We start from the raw sequence: 19040 nt of genomic DNA, 5'->3' as shown, positions 1-19040 counted from the left end.
CTGACATGAGGTGTGCGGCGCCCGAGCGAAGACGTGCCGATCCCCGAGGCGGACCTAGCGCCAGCAACCAGGGGACGGGTCAAGGGCAAAGGCAGCGGCCGGGACGGAGGCGTCGGTGGCGCGACAGTCGCCGGAGCGCGCGGTGACAAGCCGGTCCGAGCCGCCATCATGTGCAGATGGACAGAGCGCGCAGCGTCACCGAATGGACGGACTCCATGGTGGCCGCCGCAGTCGATGGCGACACACTCGACCTTGGCGGGATCAGGACTGATCGGCGACTCACAGTTGCGGAGACGGCTGCATGGGACGACCGACACGTCGTGCCCGCAGACGCGCTGCGCGCTGCGCTAGCCGCACTAGGCACGCGTACCTGTAGCCCGCGAGGCCTGAGGATCCGCCACGCCCGAATCGATGGTCCACTTGACCTCGGGTGGATCCAGTCCGCAGTCCCGCTCAGCCTGATCCGGTGTGATGTCCCAGAGGCCATGTCGATCGAGCATTCGCGCCTGCCGCTACTTGCCCTTACAGGGTCCAGGATTGCCGGGCTAAATGCGGACGAGGTCGAACTCAAGTCGGTGGCATGGCGAAACCTTTATTCAATCGGCGAGGTCAGCGTTGTAAACGCGCGCATCGCCGGCCAGGCAGATTTGGCCGCGGCGTCCTTCACGAACGTTCGCGGGCATGCATTGGTCCTCGACGAATCCGAGATTCGCGGGGGTCTATTTTTGCGAGGTCTGAGCGCTAGGGGCGAGGTCCGCGTCGCCGGGGCGCGGATCTTTGGGCCTCTCGACCTCGCGGAGTCAACGCTTGTTAATCCCAATGGCGACGCCTTGGCGATGTATAATGCCCAGGTTGATGGTGACGTGCGACTTCGCCGCTCAGTAGTGCAAGGACAGATTCATGCCATTGCGGTCAAGATCAATGGCCAGCTGAGTCTAAGCCTCGCCAATGTGACAAGCCGCAGCGATCTTGCGCTGGTGCTGAATAATGCACGGATCGACGGTGGCGTCCTGCTCAGGGGTGCGGTCTTGAGCGGCGGCATCCGAGCCGCACACGCGCGCGTTGCTGGCGACTTCAATCTTTCCGGGGCAACGATCCGCAGCGATCGAGTCGAGGCGCTAAGCCTGGAAGCGGCGACGGTGGGCGTGGTCTATATGCGACCGGCGCAGGCCAAAGGAGGAGCGAACCTCGCACACGCCGATATTGGTGCACTCATGACAGGGCCAGTCCTTCCTGAGCCCTTGGAGGCGACAGGGTGGACGATCCGGGCTATAGAGGGACCGGTGCATGATGACTGGCGAACGGCGCGAGCTTGGCTCGACTCCGGCCCCACGTACTCGTCTCAGCCATGGCATGAGGTGGCGGCGGTCCTCGATCGTTCAGGGCAACCCACAGAAGCGCGCCGGCTGAGAGCTGCTGCCGCTCATCGCGGTACGCGGTTCGTTCCTTGGTACGCCAAGCCCCTTCGCTGGGCCTATGGCGCGCTTGCGGGGTACGGGTACTACCCGATGCTTGCCGCTGGATGGCTAGCCATCGTCTTCTCTGTGGTGCTCGCATTGACGATAGCCGCCTCGGCTTCCTTCATCCCAACGGCGCCGGAGGACGCGCTCGAAGCGAGCCTCTCGTCGAGTGAACCTGGGCCAGTCAGGCCAACGGGGGCGACGTCCTGCGCTGAGATCAAGTCGAGCTACCCTTGCTTCCAACCGTTCGAATATGCGCTCGGCGCGACGCTGCCCGCCGCGGCGACCAGTACTGCAGAGCACTGGGAGCCTGAGGGGCCCGCCCTGGTGGGCGCACTCAGCGCCTTGCGCGCCTTTGCCTGGATCTTGACGGCTCTCCTCCTCGCTGGCGTTACAGGTCTTCTGCGCCGCGCATGACGACGTCGGACTTGCCGTCGGCGGGGACCTTCCGGAGTGTGCCGCCCCTGATCCACCGCCGACGATGGCTCTTCGCCACGTGCCCAGTGCGCGGGTTCGGGACGACCACCGTCCATCTGGGGCTACATCACCAAGCCGCGCATCCGCGTTGCTGGCGCCGGCGCCGCGACGACCGGAACTCGGGTGACAGGCGACTACCGGTTCGTCGAACAGTTCCCAATGGCCGACGGGTTCCACGAGAACGCCGAGTTCTTCACCCTCACCTACGAGGACCCCACGCTGGTCTCGCTCCGACGCCGGTTCGGGGCAATCGCGCCTCCCCTCTGGTTGCGTGCCGGCGCGCGGGGCGAGCGCATCGAGGAGGTGGCTGGAGAAGGCCGGTCGATCCCTGCGGCGGCCTGCTACGGGCCTGTTCGACACCAGCACCTGGGCGGCGTTCGTGGCTGCGGCGGCGAGGCGCGACGACCTCACTCACGCGTTCACCGTCACCGACTCCCTCGTCGAGTACCAGCAGATCGTTGCCCGGCTCGATCCGAGTCTCCCAACCACCCGCCTATACGGCGACCATCTGCGGACGTTCGAGATCAACACGACTCGGTGACCCGTGGTGGAAGGCGGGTAGGCGGGCGTGGTTGAAGTCAGACATCCGGGTGTGTGGATGCCGAGGACACTAGGACCGACCTGTGTACTCGACGAGAGGAACGTCAATATCGTCCGCCAGCCGCGCCCGGAGGCGGTCAATCGCTGTCGCGTCGTCGGTCAAAATCGCTGCCTCAAGGGCGTCGCTGAGCAGTAGCTCCGATGACTGATCCACCGCAAGGCCCTTCGTTGCTACCTCGAGCGCTGCCCGGGCGTCGCCGCCTTCAAGGAGCAGCCGACTGAGCACGTGGGCGACGTCTGCAACTGCGCTGATCATGTGCTGGATGTCGTGCTCGGCCCACGTGTAGTCGGAATCCCGGACGCCGAGGAGCGGGCGGTCCCGCACGAGGTCCATGGCAGCGCGCAGGTTATCGACTCGATCGACCCCGGCGGAAAGACCGCGGCGAGCGTGCCGCTGAAACGCCGCCCAGTCGCTGGTCACAGAATCGCCGAGCCGGTAGATGCCGTCGGCGCCGACGACTGGCAGGACCTCCGCGCCGACGCGCTGTCGGGTCCGGTAGACGAGGCTGTTGCGCGTCTGCTTGTCGACGCGCGCTCCGTACCAGAGTGCCTCGTCCAGTTCCGGCCCCGTGGCTCGGCCCCGTAGCGCGAGGTAGACGAGGAGCTCGGTCGAGCGCCGACTCAGTACGCCGGCGCCGCCCGGCAGTCCATCGATGGTGATGGGCCCCAGCACGCCGATCCGGACGGCCGAGCGGGCGCCGCCAGTTCCGCCGCTGTCGTCGTCACTCGTTTCCTCGTTCACGCCGGCAGCCGGAAGCGCAGCGAGCGCCTCGACGATCTCGACTTCGACAGGCTCGCGGCGCGCCAAGGTCTCCCCGTCCGTCCGTGGAGCGGCGACGGTCAGCAGTTCCACCAAGCGGTCGAAGTTCTCGAGAGTCAGCCGTTGAGGCGCGAGTCCGATCTCCAGAGGTCTGAGCCGCGCATCCGTGCCGTCCGCAGTCAGCGTCCAGTCCCCGACTCGCGGTGAGCCGACCGCGACGACGGCGCTTCCGCTCCATGGCTCGGCGACCGCCGCGTCCCCGGCGGTGGTCACGAAGACGACCGGGAGCCAGACGTCACCGACGATGCGGTCTGACCGGGCCTGGAGCGTGTCGTCCACTCCCGCGTCCGCGGTGGCACGGCGTACTTCGTGCAGTCGCCGGTCGACCGTGAGGGCGATGGCCTCCACCGGCGCGATCTGGAGGCGTGCCGGGTCGCACGCCTGCGCCAGCGGTTCGAATTCAGGACTGGCGACGAGGCCGATGCGGCCCGTGAGGTCGGAGGTGGCGAGCTCGGCGACGAGCGCGCGAAGGATCTCGGTGGCGGCCTCTTCGTCCCCGGCGATGGTCAGCGTGCCAGCCGCTTCGAGGTTGACGAGCACCGTTCCCTCGGACGTGTGCCCGAGAGTCACCAGCGCGGGAAACGGCTCTGGACGATCGGAGTCCTCGGTGGCGGTCGTGTCGGGGAGCGCCTCGTGGGGTGCCATCCACGTTCGCGCGTCGCTTGCCGTGTACGGCTTGACAGGGCCGTCGTCGTCCTCGGTGAGGTGCAGGACGACGGCGGAAGGTGTCACGGTGACGGCGCCGACGCGCGGGAGGTCACGCTCGGCTTCGTAGCAACGCGTCGCCAGATCGAGGAACGATGCCTTGAGGCGAGGGATCGTGATTGGGGGCACGGCGGCGCGCATGGTTCGCTCGGCGTCGTCGGCAGATGAGCCGGGGACTGGCAACGGGATCCGCCGGCCGACCCGGCGGACGCGTTGCTGCATGCGACGCCGCCGCGCGAGCTCGCCGACGATCCCTGTCGCTGCGAGCGCCGTGAGTCCAAGGACGAGCTCCTGTGCCTCGACGTCGCCTTGGTCGCCGCTCCCCGTGGTCCTGTCGTCGTCGCCATCGTCCACATCGGCCTGCTCGACGGGCGGAACAGCCAGGTGACGACCTGGCGCTGCGTCATCAGTCGTCTCGGCTCCCTCATCGACGGCGCCCACCGCGTCATCGCCGGGCTCGTGGGGCACGGCGCCCTTCAGCGGCCCGTCATCGACAGACTTCGAGCCGTCATCGCGGAGTTCAGGCCCGTCATCGCGGGCGTCATCGGTGGACGGCACCGTCGACGGCCCCGTCACCTCGATCGGTGCCGGGGTCGCGGGCAGCTCCAGGACCCAACCCGGCCGGATGAGATCCGGATCCCGCAGCGCTTCACCGTCCGGCTGCGGGCACCCGACGTTCAGGTCGACGATCTCCGCGTAGCGCAGTGGGTCACCCAGTTCTTCGGCTGCGATCTCCCACAACGTGTCACCGGCGTCGACCCGGTACGGCGCCGTCGCGTCGGCCGTCGACTCACTCGAGCTCTGGACCCCGACGGCGTCTGCCGGCAGCAGCAGTCGCCAGCCGGGGTAGATCCAGTGAGCGTCGGTGAGTGCTCGGCCGTCGGGTTGCAGGCGACCAAGGTTGAGGTCGCGGATTTCTGCGTACCGGTGCCCGGACCCGAGGTGCCGCTCAGCGAGGTCCCAGAGGGTGTCCCCGCGGAGAACGGTCACGGACGGCAGGCGCTCCTGGCTGTCCTCCGCGGCGGGTGCGACCGCGGAGTCGGTCACTGGAGCGGTCGGGCTTGGGGCGGGAGCGGCCGTGACGGCGGGGAGGAGCTGAGGCGCCACCGGTGCAGCGTTCTGGTGGCTTGGTGCCCAGGCTGAGGCCGTCGCGACCGGTGTCGTCATGAGAAGTCCAGCGGTAGCGACGAGCCCGGCCGCAAGTCGTTGCGCGTGGCCCAGCGAGGGGAGGTGCGGCGTTCGCACTCCGCGGATCGAGGAGACGATCTCGATGACGAGCGGCAGCGCGAACGCCAGCCACGCGAGCCACGCGATGACGGTGACGACGCCGAGCAGCAGGGTTCCGTCATCGGGTCGGCTCACAGCGTCGATGAGGCCGCTCCACGTCGGAAGCGAGGTGGGCACTCGCACCGGGGCGACGACCATGAGGGCTGTGGGGACACCGATGACGAAAGCAGCGATGGCTGCGGTGGCCAGGAGCCCGCGCAGGACGTCGCCGGCCGTGCGGGCATCGGGCCGTCGGGCCTGGGTCTCGGCGCGCTGGATCATGTGCCACCTCCTGTGACGCCATGGACGAGAACCGCGCGCCCGTGGCCGGTGACGGTGAGAGAGTCGACGCCGACCAGGCCAAGGAATACGGTGCGCGCCGAGACGACGGTGTTCACGTCGACGGCCGTTCCGTCGGCAGAGAAGGCTGCGCTGCCCGGCACGCCCGTCATCGCGAGGTACTCCTGGGCGGCCCGCACGGCGGCTGTCCGATCAATGGTGACCTCGCCCGTGACGAGAGCCGCCGGGTCGACCGCCTGGCCGGCGGCCCGTGCGGCCTCGGATGCAACGCGGTCAGCGTGCTGTGCGGCGCGAAGCTTCGCGCCGCCGTCCACCACGAGGCCGCAGAGCACCAGCAGTCCGAGCATCGTCACGGCGACGAAGACCGTCACCGAACCCGCGTCCGGCTCGTTCGAACGCATGCGCCCCCGCACCCACGCGAGCCCGTTCATCGGGTCCGGTACCTGTCGACGGCGGAGGTGGCCTCCGCGGTGAGCGTTCGGCTGCCTGGCAGGCCGGGCACGGCGAGATCCGCCATGGTCACCGTGCAACTCGCCCGGACCGTGACGCTGGCGGTCGTCCCGAGCGGCGCAGCCAGCCCTGAGGGGTCGACCTGCACGACGCTCGAGCTGCACGGCAGGCCACTCGCGGCCGTCTCCCGGTCGACGGTCTGCTGGGCCGCCGCTCGGGCTCCTTCGACAGTGCGCTCGATCGACGCCGCACGAGCCGCGGCGGCGGTCGCGTGCTCGACCGCCGATGCCGCCATCTGAACGCGGCCAGCCAAGACCAACGCGCCCAGCAGCAGGATCAGCGCCGGCGTCAGGACGGCGAGCTCGAGGGTCACGCTTCCGCGCTCACGATCGCGTCCGTCGAACGGGGTCACGGCGCACCTGCCACGGTGAACCGCTCGACCGGGGCGGTGGCCGATTGGACGACGGCAGGACCGAGCACGCCGGGTATGAGCGAGACGGACCGGCCATTGACCTCGACGCTGACCGTTCCGGGCGCCGGCACGTCCTGGGTAGCGGCTGCGTCGAGGAGCGTCTGGGAGCCGTGAGCGACGACGAAGGCAGTCGCGCCGTCGACGCCGGCGCCGGGGGGCGCCTGGTAGGCGGCTGCGGCCACAACCCCTTGCTGGGCCGCAGCGAGTGCGACCGAACGGGCGTGGAACCACAGGCCGTACTGGACCAGCGCCGTCACGAGAAGGAGCAGTGCCGGGAACAGGATGGACAGCTCAACGGTGACCGACCCGTCGTCGCGTGGCCGCACGGACGCGACCGCTGGGCGGATCGTCCGTCGGTCGAGACCGGAGGTGCGGGACACGACCACGTCAGGTGATTTGGTCGACGCGGCGCTGGACGGCGGCGGTGATGGCCACGACGAGGAGGGTCGCGACGGCGATGAGCCCGAGCACGATGATCACGAGCTCGAGCGTGGATGCGCCGACGTCGTTCTCTCCCAGCCGGCGTCGGACGGCTCGTCGGGCGGTCGTGACGTAGCCCTGGAGGACGGTGAGGGCGGCGATGGTCTGCAGCATGTCGGGCTCCTTGTGCGGTCGGGTCATCCGGTGAAGATGCGTGCGAAGGCCGGGAAGGCGATGAGGGCCATGAACGCGACGCCCAGCAGAGCGACGGGGATCGTCATGTGCTCGGACGCCGCGTTGGCGTCGGCCGACGCCGTGGCGAGGAGCTGCGTGCGAAGCGACGTGGCGCGGGCGCGCAGGGTGCCGTAGACGGCGGCGCCGTCCGTGCCGGACAGGCGCATGATGTCGGCGAGGTCCGCGAGCTCCACGACACCCGTGTCATCCGCGAGTCGGTAGAGCCCGTCCCACGCCGGGCGACCAGTGACCTCCGCGGTGAGGAGTGCTTCTCGGATGCGCTGGAACTCCCGAGATCGACCCACGGTGGCGGCGCGTTCGAGGGCTTCCGTGGCCCCGGCGTCGGCGGCCCGCTCCAGCGCGACGAGCTCCAGGTAGACACAGGTGGCCCGTCGCATCGCGGCTCGCGCGGTCGCGGCTCGCCGACGGAGCTCGACGTCGGGCACGAGTGACAGCACACCGGCGCTGACGAGACCGACACCGACGGGCAGCACCGGTGGGGCGGAGACCCCGACCAAGGCCAGCAGAGCGGCCATCACCGGTGGGGACGCCAGCCCGACGACGGCGTAGCCGATCTTGCGTGCTGCCAGGGCTTCGACGGTTTGCTCCGTGACGGCCAGCTCGGCGCTGAAGCGGCGCAGGCCGAGTGTTTCGACGAGCCTCGGGATGGTGCGGGCGCGCATACCGGCGAGCGCTCCCGCGGGGGGCGGGGTCTCCGATCGCAGGATCCGAGGGTCGAGGCGTGCCAGCGCCGCAGCCAGGTCAGGGCGACTCGGGACCAGGCCGGCGGCGACGACTGTGAGACCAGCGCCCACGAGGGCGCCAGCCAGCAGAACCTCCCAGCCGATCACCGCGACCACCTCGCGGAGAGGGCGTCGTCGCTCGTGCCGCCGAGGAACCGTGGCTCGGGCGGGGAGATCGTGAGTCGGTGGATCCAGGTGAGGCAGGCGGCGAAGCCGACGGCGACGGCTGCAAGGACGAGCTGGCCGAGCGCACTTCGGTACGGCGCGACGTACGTCGTGTTGAGGGAGCCGATCGCGACGACGGCGAGGGTGATCAGCGTGACTGCCTTGGCGGTCGCTCGGGGCTTGGCGCGCTCGGCCTCCACGCGCCGCCGGGCGGCGACGTCCTCGGCGACGGAGTCAGCGACCGAGACGAGGACCCGGGACAGCCCGGGGCCCCGGCGCCGGGCGGCGAGCACGAGAGCACTGACGACGAGGTCGGCCGAGGCATCGTCCATGTCGTCCGCGAAGGCATGGAGCGCCTGTTCGGCGGGCCAGCGCGCCGCCAACCGGGCACCGAGCGCGGAGACCTCAGGCCGGATCGCCTCGGGCGCGGTCGCCACCGAGGTGGTGACCGCCTGCTCGAGGCCGGCTCCCGCGACGAGGACGTCCGACAGCCGGCGGGTCCACTCCTCGATCGCCTCGATCCGGTCGATCCGGCGCTGTTCCTTGGTTCCCGCGCCGAGAACCACCGGCAGTCCGATGACGGTGGCCGCGGCGAGGAGGCCTGCGACGGGCCACGAGGAGACCGCCCAGACGAGGATCCCGACGGCCAGCGCAACGAGAAGTCGTGCGCGCCGGGAGGCCACGTAGGAGCGCCCCGTCGAGAGGCGGTTCGACCGTGCGGAGCGCTGTCGGATGTCTGTTCGGCGGATGCCGGCGACGCAGACGACGACGCCGACCGGGACGAGGATGCCCGCAGCGGCGGCGAGCAGGGTGGTCGTCATCGGGCACCCGCTCGGTCGATCCAGGCGTCGCCGTCGAGCAGACGCGCGTCGAACCCGACCCGTACGAGGTCCGGCAGGAACGCCGGCCGATGGAGGGGCACAGCCCGTCCGTCCTGTCCCGGGCCGAAGACCGTCGTCGTCGCCGGACGAGAGGACTCGCCGAGCCCTTCGATGGCGATGACGTCGGTGACGAAGCGCCGCTTGGGGCCTCCGTCCGCGGACTCGTCGACCAGGTTCAGGTGGACGACCAGGTCGACCGAGCCCGCGAGGAGGCGGTATGCGAACGACTCCGTCATGGAGATCCCGGCCGAGAGGCACAGCGTGACGATGCGGTCGATGCCGTGCTGCGCCGACCGCGCGTGCAGCGTGCACATCGACCCGTCCCCGGTCGACATCGCCTCGAGCATCGGTAGCACCTCGGCGCCCCGGACCTCCCCGACGATGATGCGCCGCAGGTTCATCCGGAGGGCGTCGGTAACGAGGTCCGTGAGCGTCACCTCGCCGGAGCGCCTGCCCTGGGCGTCACGCTCCGTCGACCCCTCCCGCGCCTCCATGGCGACGACTCGGGGATGGCGCTCGGGCAGGTCGTGCAGGTGGAGCTCGTACTCCTTCTCGATGGTCGCGAAACGCTCCATCGGCCCGAACTCGTTGGCGAGCGCGCGGACGAGGGTGGTCTTGCCCGCGTTCTGCAGTCCCGTGACGACGACGTTCTTGCCGGCGCGGACCGCCGACCTGAGGAAGCCGGCCAGCACGGCATCGAGGGTGCCCAGCGGGACGAGGTCGTCGAGGTCGACGTCCTTGACGCGATGCCTGCGGATGACGACGTGCGGCCTCGGCGTCGTCCATGCCATCGCCGCGAGCCGGGAGCCGTCCTCGAGTCGGAGGTGCAGCGACGGGTGTGCGGACGTGAACGTCCTCTCGTCGGCTCCAGTGCGCGCCGCCAGCAGTTGCAGGAGCTCGATCAGCTCGGCGTCGGAGTCGGCGACGGGCTCACCCCTGCGGTCGCGGCCGTCGGCGTAGGAGATCCATACCGAGTCGCACCCGTCGACCTCGATGTTCTCGACGAGCGGGTCGTCGACGAGCGGTTGCAGGCCACCGAGCCCAAAGAGCGCGGCCATCACGGCGGCGGCCACGGCCATCTCGGTCTCCACCGGCCACGGGTCCAGACCGGATTGCACACGTGCCCGGGCGCGCGCGCTGAGCTCGGATGCGAGCAGCGATCGGGCGAGCTCTCGACGTGCTGCGGCGTCAGGCACGGCATCCGCTTGGAGGCGCGCCGCCAGCGCCTCGGCAACGGTCCTGCGGATGTCCCGGACGGTTGCCACGTCGACGGGCGGTGCACCGGGGGCGACACGCTCGCCGTCGATGATTCGGGGGAGCGCAACCGGCGAGTGGTGGCCGTTCCGTGACGCGATGCGCAGGTCCTCGGTCATGACGCCTTCACCTGCCCCGCAGGTGTGGCGATGTGCCCCAGGGCGGCAGCGGTTTCAGTCGCGGCGCGGAGCAGTGCCGACCGCCGCAGGCGCGTCGTCGTTGGGCTGACGAGGGAGAGTGCGCGTGAGGCCCATGCGTCCTCGGGCAGCTCGGGCAGGACCTCGACGTCGAGCGCACGAGCCACGTCGCCCGCCGAGTACGGCGATGGCCGGCCGACGACGAGGACCCGCGTCGGCGTCCCGGCTGGCCGCCGCGTGTGGAGCTGAGCGAGCGCGGCTCGCGCCGCAGCGACCGCCGGCAGGGTCCCGCGCGTGAGGAGGACGACGACGTCCGAAGCGTCGATGAGCGCCTGCGGTTCCCAGCGGTGGCCGAGTCGCCCCACGTCGACGATGACGTCGAGCTCCGAGCGCTCGAGTTCGTGGGCGACCTCAATAAGGGTGGTCCAGACCGCGCCGAGCGGCCGCGCCTGACCCGGTTCCGACACGCCCGTCAGGATCAGGCAGGTGGCGGCCTCGTCGAGCGCAACCGCGTGGCGGAGGACGTCGTCCGCCGTACCGGCTCGTTCCGCTGCCACGCCGAGGACGCCACCGCCGGTCGGGATCCCCGCTTCGACGAACCCTGGGATCAACGACGAGCCCACCGGATCTGCGTCCACGAGCAGAGCGCCCCGGCGCGGTACCGCACCCGCCCACGTGCGGGTGAGCGCCAGCGCGGTGGTGCTCACCCCTGGCGCGCCCGACGCGGAGCAGAGCGTGAAGATGGCCATCAGGGCTCCTCGCGAGCGAGGAGGACGAGCGCGAACCGGCCGGTGGCTGCGCGTGCCGCGATCGCCGGACCGTCGGCGGCGGACGCAACGACGTCGACGACGCTCACACCGTTGAGGTCCGGCGAGCCGACACGTGCCACGACCACCTCGAACGTCTCCGGATCCTCGGTCGGCGGGTCGGCGGCTTGAGTAGGGGTGTCGACGACGAGCAGACGGTCACCCGCCCTGAGTCCCGAAGCTGGCAGGCGGTCCGCGGTCGCCGGCAGGGGCACGAGGGCCTCGCCCGGTCCGGGCGGACCGGTGGGTGCGACGTCGGAGGGAGCCAGGAGGCTCCCGGCAACGAGGTTCGACGTGGCGAGCTGGCCGATGAGGGCCGCGCCGCCGTCGGCCGCGACCGTGGCGACGGAGGGATCGACCGCCACGGCCGTCGTGGTCAGGTCGTCGGCGCTGATCGCCGCTCCGTAGGGGACGTCGCGTGCGAGCATCACGACGTCGGTCCGGTCACCGGCCGAGGCGACGAGCCAGACGGCAAGGAGCGCTCCAAGTGCAGAGAGGGCGACTCCGGCCGTGATGAGCCCGGGACGGCGGCGACCGCGGGGCGGAACGACCGGCGCGAGGCGCTGGGGACCCGCGCTGGGCGTCGCCGGTGTCTCCCGGCGGTGCGTCTCCGTGCTGGTGGCCATGGTGGCTCCCGATCAGCAGGTGCTAGGTCGTTCCGAGCACCTGCAGCTCTCCGATGCGGACGGACGTGCTGGCGGACCGGGTGACCTCGAGGCTCCCGGAGAGGCCGCCGCCCAACCACGTGACGTCCCACGTGGTCGTGCCGGTGACGATGTAGGCGTCGTCAGGACGCCCGGCGGAGGAAGCGGTGTAGACGTGGTCGCACGTGGGCGACTCGACGTGGCCAGCGATGTAGGGAGTGCCGGGGCCGTCGCAGCGCATGCGCGAACCATCACCGAGTTCCCAGTCGATCCATCGCGCCTGGGCGGTCGCGGTGACCGAGAGGCCGGGCACCGAAGCGGTGGCGGTGTTGGGCCCCCACGTCGTCGCGCTCTGCTCGGTCCAGAGCCACAGCGGGATCCCGACCGTGCCGGCCTCACCGTCAGCGAGCGGGGTGCGGATCGCCGGCCCCTCGAGCGCCATCTGGTCGACCGCGCGCCGGGCGAGCTGCGCGGGGTCGCCGCCAAAGCCTGGCGGTGGCGAGGGCAGCCATGTCCAGCCGCCGTTGGTGCCCGGTGCAAGGAGAGGTTCAGCGCAGGAGACGTCGTAGATGGCGCCGTCGGGATAGTTGCCCTCCCAGACGGCGTCATCGCCCGGAGGCTGCGGCTCGAGGACCTGGTAGTAGCAGGAGTCCGAGGCGTTGAACCATCCCGCGCCCGCGCGCCAGCACGGGACGACGTTGCCGCGGAACGTCACGCACTGGCCGTCGCCCACCTGAGTAGCGGGTGGATCGTCGGGCGGGCTGCCTGGGTCACCGGGGTCCTCGACCTCCACCTCGCAGATGATGAGAGGCGGCGGACACGTGACTTCCCCGGCGGCGTGGGCGGCAGCGGCCGGAAGGACGAGCAGCACCGCGGCACAGCCGAGCAGTGCCAGGCCCCTCAGCACGGCCGGTCCCGGTGGACGACGACCTCCCTGATGACCCAGCGGTCGTCGAAGACCGTCGCCCAGGCCTCGACCTCGACGACCGCGTTCTGGCCGTCGGAGGCTGCCGGTTCGCCGGTCTCGCGGAAGGTGGGAATCCAGTCGGTGGAGTCGACGCAGTCGACGACATGCGCCTCAGGCGCATCTCCCAACTCGAGGGAGGCGACGTCGGGGTCGATCGTCGGTTCTCCCGTCATCACCAGCCCCTGCTGGTCGAGGCGCAGCACGGACTCGACGAGAGAGGCCCGCGCCTCGTCGACGACGAAACGGTCGAAGTCCTCGGGCAGGTCCGCGCTCGGGTCGGCGAGCGCCGCGACGGAGACGGACCAGTACGAGCGGTACGCGTCCAAGACCGCGGCCTCTGCCTCCTCGACGGCCGGGTCCACAGCTGGCGTCGGCGTCGGCGAGCTCGTCGCAGGAGGCGACGAGAGGGCCGACGTCGTCGGGACGGGCGTGGGTGCAGGCGCTTCGGCGCTGCACGACGACAGGAGGATCGCGGCGCAGGCGACCGCCACAAGACGGTGCCCAAGTGGTCGGCTCGTCATCGGGCCACCACCGTCCCCCCAGAAACGGTGCCGAGAATGCCCTGGCCCGCGTCGATCATGACGCGGACATCCATTGGACACCCGATGTCGCGAGTTGTGAACCCTTGTGCCCCTGCGGTGGTCGAGGCGGAGCGGTGTCGTCATGACGTCAGGTGTGCGCCGGCAGGGGAGAAGATGACGTCTTCCCCGGCCGAACCTGTGTAAGGCATCGCTCTCCCACGATCTGTGCGTCGCGGTCACGAGGCCACTCGGACCTCGGTGACCGGGCGAGCTGCGCTCGCGTCCTTCGGCATCGGCGAGCGCAGCCGCCTTCTCCGCGTCGCCTGGAGAGCACGCCGGGTCTCGGCGTCATCGATGACGGACGGGCCGTCGGCGAGCAGCCGGGCGAGCAGGCCCGCGGTGCCGCCCGAACCGCGGAGGACCACGACCAGCCGGCGGGCCTGCCACGGTGGGAGTTCCAGACGGATGGCCAGCGGGCGCCAGCCGACGGCTGTCGCGCCTGCACCAACGGGGCCGTCCATCTCGGCTGTCTCCTGCACGATCCGCGCCGCGACCTCTGCAGGCCATCCGGCCTCGCCGAGTGCCTGGGCGGCGAGGCGTACGGCCGTGGTGAGCGGGCTGTCGTGCATCCCGGCTGAGTCCTCGGCAGGTGGTTCCCAGCCGTTCGTGAGGAGCGGCTCGAGGGACAGCGGTCGTCGGACGCCGCCGGCCCGTTCGGCGGCGTCGAGCTCCCAGGCCCGCCGCGGCGACACGCCCCAGCGGTCGGCGAGGATCTCACCGAGCATCGCCCGGCGCGCCGTCTGCCACAGGACGCCCCACGGTGAGTGGGCACTGCGCAGCGACGGCTCGAGGAGCTGCAGCCAGACCGCCTCCCAGGCCGTCGCCTCGGCGTGAGCGGCGCAGGCTCCCCTGAGTCCGACGTCGACGGCGAGAGGACGGATGACGTGGGTGCGCAGGTAGGTCAGAAGGGCCGTCGCGGAAGGGCCGTCCCACCCTTCGACGTCGATCACGGCGAGGTGGCCGAGTAGGCCGTCGCGATCCCGTCGGATCTCAGCCGGCGCCGTTGCTCGAACGAGCGCGGTTGTACGCGTGCGTCGGTCGTCCATCGTTGCCTCCTCCGGTGTGCCGGTCGGAGACGACGCTGCTCAGGGCCTATGCACGTGGCGATGACGCGGAGGCCGGGTTGTGGACGTCATCGATGACGCGCGAGCTGTGGACGGGGCGTCATCGATCGCGACGCCTGAAACCTCAACCCCGTCATCGGTGCGACTAGTGGACGCCCGGAGAGTGGTGCCCAACATCCACTCGGAGGTGGCCATGTCCGCGACAGCTCAGGTGCACATCACCACCGACCGCGGCGTCCGTGAGGACCGCGTTCTCAACGTCGTGGTCGAGAACGACGACAGGCTGCTCTTGACCGTCGTCGAGGCTGCACGGCGGCTCGGTATCGGCCGTACGCTCATGTACGACCTGCTCGCCGCCGGCGAGATCACGTCGGTCCACGTCGGGCGGCTGCACAAGATCCCGGTAGTGGCGCTCGACGCCTACGTCGCCCGGCTCACGGCTGCGAGTCCGTGACGGTTGAGCGCGGCCGCGACAAGGGAGCAGCCGGCACGGCTGCTCAGACTCCGATGACGGTGAGCCACCCGACAAGGGCCAGGAGCGTCACGGCGAGCACCGGGATCGTCAGGACGATGCCGATCTTGAAGTAGGTGCCCCACCCGATGTGCATGCCCTTGCGGTCCAGGACATGGAGCCACAGGAGAGTGGCGAGGCTCCCGATTGGGGTGATCTTCGGCCCGAGGTCGGCGCCGATGACGTTGGCGTAGACCATCAGCTCATGGGTCAGGCCGGTGGCGCCGGCGGCGTCGATGCCCAGGGCGGCGACGAGCACGGTGGGCATGTTGTTCATCACCGAGGACATGCCGGCGACGAGGAAGCCGGTGCCGCCGGCGGCTGCAACGGGGCCCTGCTCGCCGAACCAGGCGAAGACCTCGCCGAGGGAGTCGGTCAGGCCCTGGTTCCGCAGGCCGTAGACGACCAGGTACATCCCGAGGCTGAACAGCACGACCTGCCACGGCGCCGACCGAAGTACGGGCGCCACGGCGATGCGGCCACAGGAGGTCGATGACGGCGGGGTCGGGCCCTCGTCCAGGACCGCAGTACCCAGCGCATGGTCGTGGATGTCGTCGTGGACGACCCCGCTACGGGTGTGATCGGGCACCGCCGAAGCGGCGCCCACCGTCTCGACCGCCGGCAGGCGAGCGTCCAGCCGCGCGAACACCCACGCCGGCTTCCGTGCAGCGGTCAGGACGATGGCGATCGCGCCGAGGCCGGCGACGGCGGCGATGGGCACACCGAGCGGGTCGGCGACGAAGTAGCCGACCAGCAGGAAGCCCAGGACGACCCAGCCCGCGCGGAAGGTCACGTGGTCGTGCACGACGTCGGCGGGACGCGCGAGGTCGGCGACGTCGTACCGGGCGGGGATGGACTTGCGGAAGAAGAGGCGCAGCACGAGGAGGCTCGCGGCGAGCGAGGCGAGGCTCACTGGGATCATCACGAGGGCGTAGCGGCCGAAGCCGATGCCGAAGAAGTCCGCCGAGACGATGTTCACGAGGTTGGACACCACGAGCGGCAGGCTCGTGGTGTCCGCGACGAATCCGGTCGCCATGACGAAGGCGAACGCGGCCTTGGGGTCGAACCGCAGGGCCAGGAGCATCTGGTAGACGATCGGGGTGAGGATCAGCGCTGCGCCGTCGTTGGCGAAGACCGCGGCGATCGCGGCGCCCAGGACGACGATGAGGTTGAAGAGCATCCGGCCGTTCCCGCGGCCCCAGCGGGCCACGTGGAGCGCGGCCCACTCGAAGGTGCCTGCCTCGTCCAGGACGAGGGAGATGATGATCACCGCGACGAACGTCAGGGTCGCGTTCCACACGATCACCCAGACGTCAGGGACGTCCCCGAGCTGGACGACGCCGGTGATCAGGGCCACGGCCGCGCCGCCCAGGGCGCTCCATCCGATGCCGAGCCCGCGCGGTTGCCAGATCACCAACGTCAGGGTGAGCGCGAAGATGACGACGGCGAGCAGCATTAGGTCTCCTGTGGCGGGCGGGCGGTGGCCAGCGGCGTGGGCGTGGGACTGCCGGTGACCATGGGGCCACCGGCAGTCAGCGCTGGGTGCGTGTCGGGTCGGTCAACTAGCAAGCCGTGTCCGGCCCGTTCCCGCGTCGCGGCACGTGGTGCAGCACAGTGCGCGCCCAGCTGGGTCGGCGACGGTCGGAGAGCCGAGTCCGTTTTCGTGCCGGACCTCCTTTGAGCACGCGGTCACGTGCCCGGTGCACAGGGCCGCGCCGCAGTGCGAGCAGACGCCGACCGCCGGGGTCGTGGTGCCGTCCTGGGAGCAGTCGAAGCAGTTCATGTTCGTTCTCTCTCTGTGTGTGTGGTTGTGGTGACTTTCCTCAAGAAGGTTCACCGCATCTGTCGGTGAGTCAGGAGGTGGCCAGTCGGCGCAGTGCCTCGACTCCTGTTGGTACGTCGTGGAACCACGGCACGACGGCGGCACGGCGCCGGCTTGCCGCAGTGATCTCCTCCAGCCAGCGCGTCTCATTCGCCGCCAGGGCGCTCAGGACGGGGTCGGTCGTATCGGTCGCGGCGAGGGAGGCATTGGCCACCCACGCCCACGGACGCAGGCCCGCCCGAGCCAGGTCGGTCTGAAGGGCCGCCGCCTCGTGCACAGGCGTCGCCTCGGGCAACGCGACCAGGACGATGCGGGTGCGTTCGACGTCGGCGAGCGACGCGAAGAGCGACGTCACCGCGTCGTCGGCGCGGCCCACGCGCGCGGACGCCTGACGGGCGAAGCTCTGGGAGGACTGCAGGAGGAGGAGCGTGTGGCCCGTCGGTGCGGTGTCGATGACGACGAAGCGGTCCGCCGCGTCGGCCACGGTGCGCGCGAACGCCTGGAAGACGGCGACCTCCTCGGTGCACGGGGAGCGCAGGTCCTCAGTCAGCAGGTCGCGTGCCGAGGCGCCCATGCCGGCGCCTGCCGTGGCCAGCACGTGCTCGGTCCACGCCGCTGTCTCCGCGACCGGGTCGATACGCGTGACCTCGAGGTTGGCCGGCGGGTCGGGCAGGACGTCGTCGACGTGGGCGGCGGGGTCCGTGGTCGTCAGGGTGACCGGCAGGCCGCGATCGGCTAGGGCGAGGGCGAGGGCAGCGGCGATGGTCGTCTTGCCGACGCCACCCTTACCCATCGTCATGACGATGCACGGCTCGCGGGCCGCGAGCTCCGCGACGAGGTCGCCGAGCGTGTCCAGCTCGGGCGGCTCGACGCCTTCGTCCGCGCTGGGCGCCGGCTCGCCGGACAGGGCCGCGCGCAGCGCGTCGACGCCGATCGGCGCGCGGGCGAAGAGCGGCACGGTGTCCATCGTCGTGGCCTGGGAGAGGAGCGCCGGAGCGGAGCCGAGCGCGGCGGTCTCGCGATCGCGGCGAGCGACGGCGACGGCGTCGTCGGCTGCCGGGTCGACGAGCACCCCGTTGATGACGACGTGCTGGGCCGTCATCCCGAGGTCGGCGAGCTCGGCGCTGGCGCGCCCCGCCTCCGCGAGCGAGGAGGACTCGGCCCGGGCCACGAGCACGACGGTGGTTCGGTCGCCGTCGCGCAGGGCGTCGAGGCTGTCGGCGTAGGCCTCCTGGGCGTGACCCAGGGCCGAGACCGGGCCGACGCAGGTGACGCCCGCGGTGTTCGTCTCGAGGAAGCCGGTCCACGCGCCGGGCAGCCCGAGCAGACGCAGCGTGTGCCCGGTCGGGGCGGTGTCGAAGACGACGTGGTCGTAGGTGTCGGCGATCTCGTGGTCGGTCAGCAGGGTGACGAACTCGTTGAACGCCGCGACCTCCACGGTGCAGGACCCGGAGAGCTCCTCCTCGATCGAGGCGACCGCGTCCGCGGGCAGGAGGGAGCGGTAGGGCCCGACGACGCGCTCGCGGTACGCCGCGGCGGCGGCGGACGGGTCGATGTTGACCACGTCGAGGCCGGGCACGCCGGGCACCGGGACGGCGCCCGAGGTCCCGGGGTCGGGCATGCCGAACACCTCGGCGAGGTTGCTCGCGGGGTCGGTCGAGACGATGAGGACGCGGCGGCCGGCGTCGGCGAGGGCGACGGCGGTCGCCGCTGCGCAGGACGTCTTGCCGACCCCGCCCTTGCCCGTGAAGAAGAGGAACGGGGTGGGGGAGCTGAGCACCCCGGGCAGGAAGGTGGTCCCGCTGAGCGCCGGCGCGGACACGTCAGCAGCTTCCGGATCCGCCGCAGCAGGACTGCGTGCTCGCGGTCGCGGCCTGGACCGCGGCGCTGAGCGGGAGCGCCGGGCGCGGCACGTCGGCCCACGTCGCCAGCTCGGTCCGGCTGGGGTAGTGCCCCTTCGCCTTCACCGCGCCGTCGACGAGCACCATGGGCAGCGCGGACGTGCCGTCCGCCTCGAGCGCCTGGCGCACGGCGTCGCTCGCGATGAACTTCGCCGGCTCCTGGGAGAGCGTGGCGCGGTCCACCTGCACGCCCCGGTCGGCGAGCCACGCGACGTCGGCCGCGAACCGCGACAGCGTCGGGTCGACGTCCGTCCCGCACACGCCGGTCGAGCAGCACATCGCCGGGTCGAAGATCTCCACGCGGGACATCGGTCCTCCTCCGCAGTCGTCCGCTGATTCATCAGCGCTTGCTGACATCAC

At 70.9% G+C, this 19040-nt stretch carries 20 protein-coding genes; 3 read left to right on the top strand and 17 right to left on the bottom strand.

Going from position 1 to position 19040, the window contains the following annotated elements; genetic code table 11:
* Positions 1 to 485 precede the first annotated feature (485 nt).
* Complete coding sequence (locus IEV86_RS14925) at positions 486 to 1877, top strand: hypothetical protein (RefSeq protein WP_152605509.1); 1392 nt, start codon at positions 486 to 488, stop codon at positions 1875 to 1877.
* 331 nt (positions 1878 to 2208) lie between these two features.
* Positions 2209 to 2478 (top strand): hypothetical protein, encoded by a 270-nt coding sequence (locus IEV86_RS14920; RefSeq protein WP_043602008.1) that lies wholly within the window; start codon positions 2209 to 2211, stop codon positions 2476 to 2478.
* A gap of 69 nt (positions 2479 to 2547) precedes the next feature.
* Here IEV86_RS14920 and IEV86_RS14915 read toward each other — a convergent pair whose 3' ends face one another.
* From IEV86_RS14915 to IEV86_RS14855, 13 genes are all read right to left on the bottom strand, one after another.
* A complete protein-coding gene (locus IEV86_RS14915) occupies positions 2548 to 5610 on the bottom strand; it encodes a LysM peptidoglycan-binding domain-containing protein (RefSeq protein ID WP_043602006.1) in 3063 nt (1020 codons plus the stop codon).
* On the bottom strand, positions 5607 to 6029 hold the full coding sequence (locus IEV86_RS14910) for a pilus assembly protein TadG-related protein (RefSeq protein WP_043602134.1): 423 nt from the start codon (positions 6027 to 6029) through the stop codon (positions 5607 to 5609). The genes IEV86_RS14915 and IEV86_RS14910 overlap by 4 nt, the downstream gene beginning before the upstream one ends.
* A 26-nt stretch (positions 6030 to 6055) precedes the next feature.
* The gene (locus IEV86_RS14905) at positions 6056 to 6490 is read right to left on the bottom strand and encodes a TadE/TadG family type IV pilus assembly protein (RefSeq protein WP_043602004.1); all 435 of its coding nucleotides are present in this window, start codon (positions 6488 to 6490) and stop codon (positions 6056 to 6058) included.
* Entirely contained in the window at positions 6487 to 6930 is a 444-nt protein-coding gene (locus tag IEV86_RS14900) for a TadE/TadG family type IV pilus assembly protein (protein ID WP_161784006.1), read from the bottom strand. Before IEV86_RS14900 ends, IEV86_RS14905 begins: the two co-directional genes overlap by 4 nt.
* Positions 6931 to 6937: 7 nt before the next feature.
* Complete coding sequence (locus IEV86_RS14895) at positions 6938 to 7144, bottom strand: hypothetical protein (protein WP_043602002.1); 207 nt, start codon at positions 7142 to 7144, stop codon at positions 6938 to 6940.
* A gap of 23 nt (positions 7145 to 7167) precedes the next feature.
* A complete protein-coding gene (locus tag IEV86_RS14890; RefSeq protein WP_188484736.1) occupies positions 7168 to 7887 on the bottom strand; it encodes a type II secretion protein F in 720 nt (239 codons plus the stop codon).
* A gap of 164 nt (positions 7888 to 8051) precedes the next feature.
* Positions 8052 to 8933, bottom strand: coding sequence for a type II secretion system F family protein (locus IEV86_RS14885; protein WP_043602000.1), 882 nt, complete (start codon positions 8931 to 8933; stop codon positions 8052 to 8054).
* Complete coding sequence (locus tag IEV86_RS14880; protein ID WP_052425749.1) at positions 8930 to 10366, bottom strand: TadA family conjugal transfer-associated ATPase; 1437 nt, start codon at positions 10364 to 10366, stop codon at positions 8930 to 8932. Before IEV86_RS14880 ends, IEV86_RS14885 begins: the two co-directional genes overlap by 4 nt.
* Positions 10363 to 11133 carry a CpaE/TadZ family protein gene (locus IEV86_RS14875; RefSeq protein ID WP_043601998.1) on the bottom strand — a complete coding sequence of 257 codons (771 nt, stop codon included), beginning with the start codon at positions 11131 to 11133 and terminating at the stop codon, positions 10363 to 10365. Before IEV86_RS14875 ends, IEV86_RS14880 begins: the two co-directional genes overlap by 4 nt.
* A complete protein-coding gene (locus IEV86_RS14870) occupies positions 11133 to 11816 on the bottom strand; it encodes an SAF domain-containing protein (RefSeq protein ID WP_052425748.1) in 684 nt (227 codons plus the stop codon). Before IEV86_RS14870 ends, IEV86_RS14875 begins: the two co-directional genes overlap by 1 nt.
* 22 nt (positions 11817 to 11838) lie before the next feature.
* The gene (locus IEV86_RS14865; protein WP_043601994.1) at positions 11839 to 12741 is read right to left on the bottom strand and encodes a hypothetical protein; all 903 of its coding nucleotides are present in this window, start codon (positions 12739 to 12741) and stop codon (positions 11839 to 11841) included.
* A complete protein-coding gene (locus IEV86_RS14860) occupies positions 12735 to 13163 on the bottom strand; it encodes a hypothetical protein (protein ID WP_043601992.1) in 429 nt (142 codons plus the stop codon). Before IEV86_RS14860 ends, IEV86_RS14865 begins: the two co-directional genes overlap by 7 nt.
* 395 nt (positions 13164 to 13558) lie before the next feature.
* The gene (locus IEV86_RS14855) at positions 13559 to 14428 is read right to left on the bottom strand and encodes a hypothetical protein (protein ID WP_152605507.1); all 870 of its coding nucleotides are present in this window, start codon (positions 14426 to 14428) and stop codon (positions 13559 to 13561) included.
* Between the two features lie 79 nt (positions 14429 to 14507).
* Between IEV86_RS14855 and IEV86_RS14850 the strand changes: the two genes are divergently transcribed.
* Complete coding sequence (locus IEV86_RS14850; RefSeq protein WP_229734672.1) at positions 14508 to 14900, top strand: excisionase family DNA-binding protein; 393 nt, start codon at positions 14508 to 14510, stop codon at positions 14898 to 14900.
* A gap of 43 nt (positions 14901 to 14943) precedes the next feature.
* Here IEV86_RS14850 and IEV86_RS14845 read toward each other — a convergent pair whose 3' ends face one another.
* The 4 genes from IEV86_RS14845 to arsD form a co-directional block, all read right to left on the bottom strand.
* Positions 14944 to 16413, bottom strand: coding sequence for an arsenic transporter (locus IEV86_RS14845; RefSeq protein ID WP_043601986.1), 1470 nt, complete (start codon positions 16411 to 16413; stop codon positions 14944 to 14946).
* Between the two features lie 102 nt (positions 16414 to 16515).
* Positions 16516 to 16740, bottom strand: coding sequence for a DUF2180 family protein (locus IEV86_RS18255; protein WP_081978402.1), 225 nt, complete (start codon positions 16738 to 16740; stop codon positions 16516 to 16518).
* Positions 16741 to 16810: 70 nt separating this feature from the next.
* Positions 16811 to 18601, bottom strand: a complete 1791-nt coding sequence (arsA, locus tag IEV86_RS14835; RefSeq protein WP_229734671.1) for an arsenical pump-driving ATPase — start codon at positions 18599 to 18601, stop codon at positions 16811 to 16813.
* Position 18602: 1 nt separating this feature from the next.
* On the bottom strand, positions 18603 to 18989 hold the full coding sequence (gene arsD / locus IEV86_RS14830; protein WP_043601984.1) for an arsenite efflux transporter metallochaperone ArsD: 387 nt from the start codon (positions 18987 to 18989) through the stop codon (positions 18603 to 18605).
* Positions 18990 to 19040: the final 51 nt, after the last annotated feature.

Origin of the sequence: Cellulomonas carbonis, from assembly GCF_014636275.1 — a bacterium.
Classification (GTDB): domain Bacteria; phylum Actinomycetota; class Actinomycetes; order Actinomycetales; family Cellulomonadaceae; genus Actinotalea; species Actinotalea carbonis.
This window is presented reverse-complemented; position numbering and strand designations above follow the sequence as displayed.

Coding starts and splice junctions, on each gene's coding strand:
- arsD (WP_043601984.1), bottom strand. CDS start 18,989: ATGTCCCGCGTGGAGATCTTCGACCCGGCGATGTGCTGCTCGACCGGC.
- IEV86_RS14845 (WP_043601986.1), bottom strand. CDS start 16,413: ATGCTGCTCGCCGTCGTCATCTTCGCGCTCACCCTGACGTTGGTGATC.
- IEV86_RS14880 (WP_052425749.1), bottom strand. CDS start 10,366: ATGACCGAGGACCTGCGCATCGCGTCACGGAACGGCCACCACTCGCCG.
- IEV86_RS14925 (WP_152605509.1), top strand. CDS start 486: ATGTCGATCGAGCATTCGCGCCTGCCGCTACTTGCCCTTACAGGGTCC.
- IEV86_RS14910 (WP_043602134.1), bottom strand. CDS start 6,029: ATGCGTTCGAACGAGCCGGACGCGGGTTCGGTGACGGTCTTCGTCGCC.
- IEV86_RS14885 (WP_043602000.1), bottom strand. CDS start 8,933: ATGACGACCACCCTGCTCGCCGCCGCTGCGGGCATCCTCGTCCCGGTC.
- IEV86_RS14890 (WP_188484736.1), bottom strand. CDS start 7,887: ATGCGCGCCCGCACCATCCCGAGGCTCGTCGAAACACTCGGCCTGCGC.
- IEV86_RS14895 (WP_043602002.1), bottom strand. CDS start 7,144: ATGCTGCAGACCATCGCCGCCCTCACCGTCCTCCAGGGCTACGTCACG.
- IEV86_RS14915 (WP_043602006.1), bottom strand. CDS start 5,610: ATGATCCAGCGCGCCGAGACCCAGGCCCGACGGCCCGATGCCCGCACG.
- IEV86_RS14855 (WP_152605507.1), bottom strand. CDS start 14,428: ATGGACGACCGACGCACGCGTACAACCGCGCTCGTTCGAGCAACGGCG.
- IEV86_RS14875 (WP_043601998.1), bottom strand. CDS start 11,133: ATGGCCATCTTCACGCTCTGCTCCGCGTCGGGCGCGCCAGGGGTGAGC.
- IEV86_RS18255 (WP_081978402.1), bottom strand. CDS start 16,740: ATGAACTGCTTCGACTGCTCCCAGGACGGCACCACGACCCCGGCGGTC.
- IEV86_RS14870 (WP_052425748.1), bottom strand. CDS start 11,816: ATGGCCACCAGCACGGAGACGCACCGCCGGGAGACACCGGCGACGCCC.